Origin of the sequence: Pseudomonas emilianonis (assembly GCF_023072625.1) — a bacterium.
Taxonomy (GTDB): Bacteria; Pseudomonadota; Gammaproteobacteria; order Pseudomonadales; family Pseudomonadaceae; genus Aquipseudomonas; species Aquipseudomonas paraveronii.
On the sequence record NZ_JAKNRV010000331.1, the window covers coordinates 1 to 5,567 of the forward strand.

Genomic DNA, 5,567 nt, shown 5'->3' on the forward strand with positions numbered 1-5,567 from the left:
CAGTCCTTACAGCTGAGCCAGGTACAGACCCTCGACGACCAGTCCCAGACCCTCAAGCAAAGCCAGCAACAGTTGGCGGCACGCCTGGCGCAACTGCCGGGTGCCGACGAGCTGGAAGAGCGCCGCCGCCTGGTGGCGCAGTTGCAGGGCGATCAGCAGCGTCTGGGCCAGCGCCTGGAAACCGTACTGGGAGCCAGCCGCAAGGACTGGCGCCTGGCTGAAGCCGAACACTTGATTCGTCTAGCGAGTTTGCGCTTGTCTGCCCTGCAGGATATCAACAGCGCGCAGTCGCTGGTCCAGGGCGCCGACGAGATTCTTCGCGAGCAGAGCGATCCGGGTTCCTACGCCGCGCGCGAGCAATTGGCCAAGAGCCTTGCCGCGTTGCGCAGTACCGAACAGCCGGACCGTACCGGGCTGTACCTGCAACTCGCGGCCTTGCGTGATCAAGTCGTGCAACTGGCGGCAATCGCGCCGGAGTACCAGCTTCAGGAACCGGCGCCCCAAGGGCGTCCGACGACCGATACGGAAAACCGCTTGAGCCAATGGTGGGAGCAGCTCTCGCGTTACTTCCGTATCGACTTCAACCCGGATGACAACATTCGCCCGCTGCTCGCCGGCCAAGGCCTGAACCAGGTGCGCCTGGCCCTGAGCCTGGCCCTCGAGCAAGCGCAGTGGGCTGCGCTCAATGGTGAATCGGCGGTGTACAGCCGTTCGCTGGGTGAGGCGCGCAGCGTGTTGCAGGACAACTTCAACCAGGACAACCCACAGAGCAAAGCGATGCTGGCGCGTATCGCCGAGCTTGAGCCCAAGGCTGTCTCGGTTGTGACCCCGGACCTGGCTGCCAGCCTGGCCGCCGTGCAGGCATACCTTGAACGTCGTCACTCGCCTGCCGACGAAGCCAAGGCTTCGGCTGGCACGCCGGCGAGCCAGGAGTAGAGCCGATGAAGCGTTTCTATGTGATCCTGGTGCTGGCGATTGCGATCGCCCTGGCGCTGGCTGTGGGCATTTCGAAACACACCGGCTACGTGCTGATTACCTATCCCCATCTGCTGCATTACGAGTCGAGTCTGTGGGCCACCCTGGTGGCGGTGTTTGTCATCGGCCTGGCGATCTACCTGATTCGTGTCCTGTTGAGCCTGCTGAGCTCCTCGGGCGGCGTGGTCAACCCGTGGTCGCGGCGTAACCGCAGCCGTCGCGTGCAGATCGCGATCGAGCAGGGCCAGATGGACCTCGCCGAAGGCCGCTGGGCCAGTGCCGAACGCCACCTGCATCGTGCCGCCGAAGCCGAACGCCAGCCGTTGCTGTATTACCTTGGCGCGGCCCGGGCGGCGAATGAGCAAGGGCGATATGAAGCGTGCGACGGTTTGCTGGAGCGCGCCCTCGAGCGTCAGCCCCAGGCCGAACTGGCGGTTGCCTTGAGCCATGCGCAATTGCAGATGGACCGTGGCGATACCGACGGCGCGCTGACCACCCTGCAGGCCATGCACGAGCGTCATCCCCATAACGCCCAAGTGCTGCGCCAGTTGCAACGCTTGCATCAGCAGCGGGGCGATTGGTCGTCAGTGATTCGTTTGTTGCCTGAGCTGCGTAAGGACAAAGTGTTGCCGGCCGGCGAATTGGCCGAGCTGGAGCGCCGTGCCTGGGGTGAAAACCTGAGCCTGGCCGTCCAGCGTGAAGAGCAGGGCGAAGCGGGTTTGCAGGCGCTTGAGCGCGCCTGGCAACAACTGACGTCCGCCCAACGCCAGGAGCCGCAATTGGTGTTGGCCTACGCCGAGCAACTGCGCCAGTTGGGCGCTGATGCCAAGGCCGAGGAAGTGTTGCGCGGCGCGATCAAGCGGGCTTATGACAGCCATCTGATCCGCCTGTATGGCCTGTTGCGCGGCAGTGACCCGGCCCGCCAGTTGAAGTTTGCCGAGGGCTGGCTCAAGGACCATCCCGGTGATGCCAGCTTGCTGTTGACCCTGGGTCGCCTGTGCCTGCAAAACAGTCTGTGGGGCAAGGCGCGGGACTACCTGGAAAGCAGCCTGCAGGTGCAGCGCAACCCCGAGGCGTGTGCCGAACTGGCACGCCTGCTGGCCCAGTTGGGTGACACCGAGCGCAGCAACCAGTTGTTCCAGGAAGGCTTGGGCCTGCTGGACAACCGTTTGCTCGCCTCACCGTTACCCGTGCCGGCGCAGGGTTGAAGTAGGAAGTGGTGCGAGGGTTGGCTCGGATGCGTCCGACAGCCAACCTTTTGGTTCTGTGTAAAGACTCGGTTTAACTGGGTATGTAATACATTCCTACGTTGCGTCAGGTTATGTCCTCCAAGTTCTGGCGGGATGTCCCTACGTTTTCGCGGAATTGTCTGCTCTAACGCGTATTGAAAGGGGTCAGGCCTTTCCTCTACCGTAACGGCCTATCTCTCGCGGTACGGATAAACAATGTCTTTGGCCCCCTCACGCTCCTTGTTTTTCCTGGCGTTCATGGCCGGTGCGCTGACGTTGGGTGCGTCTTTCTACCTGGAATATGGCGCGCTGCTGCGGCCCTGCTTTCTGTGCCAGGTACAACGGCTATTCCTCGCCACCTTTACGTTGATCAACCTGGTAGCGGCTGTGCATAACCCCAAACGCTACGGTGTCTATGGGTATGGGCTGGCGAGCACAGGCTGTGCCGCGCTTGGCGCAATTACCGCCGTGCGCCAGGTGCTATTGCAGAACACCACGGCGGATCAGGCCAGCGATTGTTGGCCCAGCTTGCAGTACATGCTCGAAAGCCTGTCTTTTTCGCAGGCGCTGCGCTCGATCTTCAACGGCACCGTCGACTGCGTGGAAATCACCTGGACCCTGTTCGATTTGAGCCTTCCGGAGTGGAGTCTGTTGTTTTTCGTGGCGATGCTGATCCTGGGCTTCATGCAATTTTCACGGCTGATATTCAGCCAACCGTTGCGCCTGTCGAGACGCTGAAAACCGGTCGCAGGTTGTAGGACGGGATTAAACACTTGTATGAACTTTCTCTCCTGCGTACCTTGAAGCCATAGTCATGCGGGCATAATCTGGCCCGCATGCGTTATTGAAACCGTTGTCAGATACGGCTTTGTCCGGCTGCCGCTTTATCTTTGAAGTATTGCGCGGGCACACAGCGGCAGCGCCCCCTATAGGGAAGAGAGATCATCATGCTGGAAAGTTGTCAGAATGCTCAGGAACGCTGGGGTGGGGTGCACAAGCTGATCGACAGCTGGCTGAAGGCACGCCACGAACTGGTTCGGGCGTTTGATGCTCTCGGCGCGAAGCCCGAAGCATTGACGAAGAATCGCAAGCCGTTGCAGGCGTTTTGCGGTGTGTTGGTGGACTACGTGTCTGCCGGTCATTTCGGCATCTACGAGCAACTGACCAAGGAGGCTGAAGCCTTCGACGATCAACGCGGTCTTGAATTGGCCGATACCCTCTACCCACGCATCGATGTGATCACCGAGAAGCTGCTGGCGTTCAATGACCTGTGTGATGCCGGCAAGTGTGTTGCGGAAAAATTCAAAGAGCTGGGTGGCCTGCTCCATGAGCGTTTCGAGCTTGAGGATTGCCTGATCGAAGTGCTGCACAATGCTCACCGGGATGTGGCTGTCGCTCAGGCCTGACCCTTGGTGTGAGATAAAAAAACGGTGCGCATGACGCACCGTTTTTTATTGGGTCAATGCCGGGTGCCGAGCAATTCGATCTCGAATACCAGGGGTGTGTAAGGCGGGATCAACGCACCGGCACCGTCGGCGCCATAGGCCTGTGCCGACGGAATCACCAGGCGCCATTTCGCGCCCACCGGCATCTGTTGCAGCGCGCTGCTCCAGCCGCTGATCACACTGTCTAGTCGAAACCATTGCGCCTGGGTGCTTTGATCGAACACCGTCCCATCGGGCAATCGCCCCACGTATTTCACCTGAACCTCATCATTGGCCAACGGTTTATTGCCGGTCCCGGGCGTCAACTCGGTGAGCAGAACGCCATCGGCCAATTCGCGCACGCCGTTCGCGGCTTTTTCCTGGGTCAAAAACTGCTGTTCGGCCGTCAGGGCTTTTTCACTTTGCGGTGCCTGAATATCGGCTTCGTCCTGCGCTTCATGTTGCGCCAGGATCTGTTCGATGCGCGCGTTATCCAGCGCCAGCGGTTTACCTTGATAGGCTTGCTTGAGGCCATCGATCAAGGCTTGGAGCTGCAGGTCTGGGACTTCCTGTCGCAGCCGCTCACCGAGGCTGGCGCCCAGGCTGTACGCGAGGTCATGCGCGTCTGGGGCAGTGGTTTTGGACGGCGAAGGCTCGCTTGCATTGGCCACGGAAATCGCCAAACCAAGCGCAAGAAAAAGGTAACGCGACATGGGTCTTCTCCAGCCGAAAGTGCGACGGATTATGCCAGTGTGAGTGGGTAAAAAGTGGCGTGGTTTTTCGTTATATCGATAAGATTTTTCGCACGGTGCAACGCAAGGCAAACGATACTGTCAACATGCGCTAGCGGCGGTAAGAGCAGAGGGCTAGTATGAGCCGCACCCACGTCAGCCAGGAGGTAAACCATGTCGGCCAAACAGAAGCCTGTAAATACCCCGTTGCACTTACTCCAACAACTCTCGGGCAGCCTGCTCGAACATTTGGAAAGCGCGTGTTCCCAAGCCTTGGCTGATGCAGAAAAACTGCTCGCCAAGTTGGAAAAACAACGCGGTAAAGCGCAAGAAAAACTGCACAAATCCCGCATCAAACTGCAAGACGCCGCCACTGCCGGCAAGGCCAAGGCTCAAGCCAAAGCCAAAGACGCAGTCAAAGAACTTGAGGACCTGCTGGACGCCCTCAAGGATCGCCAAGCCGAAACCCGCACCTATATTTCCCAACTCAAAAAAGATGCTCAAGAAAGCCTGAAACTGGCCCAGGGCGTTGGTCGTGTGAAGGAAGCTGTATCGAAAGTGCTGGGCGCTCGTGCACCGGTAAAAGCCGTTGCAGCGAAGACGCCGGCTAAGGCCGCTGCCAAACCAGCTGCCAAAAATGCTGCTGCGAAACCAGCCGCCAAGCCAGTTGCTAAAGCTGCTGCCGCAAAACCAGCCGCCAAGCCAGTTGCTAAAGCTGCTGCTGCGAAACCAGCCGCCAAGCCAGTTGCTAAAGCTGCTGCCGCAAAACCAGCCGCCAAGCCAGTTGCTAAAGCTGCTGCCGCAAAACCAGCCGCCAAGCCAGTTGCTAAAGCCGCTGCTGCAAAACCAGCCGCCAAGCCAGTTGCTAAAGTCGCTGCTGCAAAACCAGCCGCCAAGCCGGTCGCTAAAGCCGCTGCCGCGAAACCAGCCGCCAAGCCGGTCGCTAAAGTCGCTGCTGCAAAACCAGCCGCCAAGCCAGTTGCCAAAGCCGCTGCTGCAAAACCAGCCGCCAAGCCAGTTGCTAAAGCTGCTGCTGCAAAACCAGCTGCCAAGCCAGTTGCCAAAGCCGCTGCCGCAAAGCCAGCTGCTAAGCCAGTCGCTAAAGCCGCTGCTGCAAAACCAGCACCGGCCAAGCCAGCCACTCCGGCAGCATCGGCTGCAACCCCAGCAGCGTCCGCCGCTCCAACCGCATCGGCCAGCAGCGCCCC

At 59.9% G+C, this 5,567-nt stretch carries 6 protein-coding genes; 5 read left to right on the top strand and 1 reads right to left on the bottom strand.

The genetic code is table 11. The features are described 5' to 3' along the window. The 4 genes from L9Z73_RS24145 to rsd form a co-directional block, all read left to right on the top strand. Positions 1-936: uroporphyrinogen-III C-methyltransferase (locus L9Z73_RS24145; protein ID WP_247406445.1), on the top strand; the 936-nt coding region annotated here is incomplete at its 5' end. 5 nt (positions 937-941) lie between these two features. Next, entirely contained in the window at positions 942-2,183 is a 1,242-nt protein-coding gene (locus L9Z73_RS24150) for a heme biosynthesis protein HemY (protein ID WP_247406447.1), read from the top strand. A 237-nt stretch (positions 2,184-2,420) separates the two neighbouring features. After that, a complete protein-coding gene (locus tag L9Z73_RS24155) occupies positions 2,421-2,942 on the top strand; it encodes a disulfide bond formation protein B (RefSeq protein ID WP_247406448.1) in 522 nt (173 codons plus the stop codon). 209 nt (positions 2,943-3,151) lie between these two features. Then, positions 3,152-3,610 (top strand): sigma D regulator, encoded by a 459-nt coding sequence (gene rsd / locus L9Z73_RS24160; protein WP_247406450.1) that lies wholly within the window; start codon positions 3,152-3,154, stop codon positions 3,608-3,610. Positions 3,611-3,663: 53 nt separating this feature from the next. Here the strand turns inward: rsd and L9Z73_RS24165 are convergent, their stop codons facing one another. After that, entirely contained in the window at positions 3,664-4,341 is a 678-nt protein-coding gene (locus L9Z73_RS24165) for an FKBP-type peptidyl-prolyl cis-trans isomerase (RefSeq protein WP_247406452.1), read from the bottom strand. A 192-nt stretch (positions 4,342-4,533) separates the two neighbouring features. Here L9Z73_RS24165 and L9Z73_RS24170 point away from each other — a divergent pair. After that, positions 4,534-5,567, top strand: a 1,034-nt coding sequence (locus L9Z73_RS24170) for an AlgP family protein (RefSeq protein ID WP_247406453.1), incomplete at its 3' end; no start/stop codon positions are given.

What these genes read in the sequence shown, in the direction of transcription:
- L9Z73_RS24150 (WP_247406447.1), top strand. Translation starts at nt 942, where the DNA reads ATGAAGCGTTTCTATGTGATCCTGGTGCTGGCGATTGCGATCGCCCTG.
- L9Z73_RS24155 (WP_247406448.1), top strand. Translation starts at nt 2,421, where the DNA reads ATGTCTTTGGCCCCCTCACGCTCCTTGTTTTTCCTGGCGTTCATGGCC.
- rsd (WP_247406450.1), top strand. Translation starts at nt 3,152, where the DNA reads ATGCTGGAAAGTTGTCAGAATGCTCAGGAACGCTGGGGTGGGGTGCAC.
- L9Z73_RS24165 (WP_247406452.1), bottom strand. Translation starts at nt 4,341, where the DNA reads ATGTCGCGTTACCTTTTTCTTGCGCTTGGTTTGGCGATTTCCGTGGCC.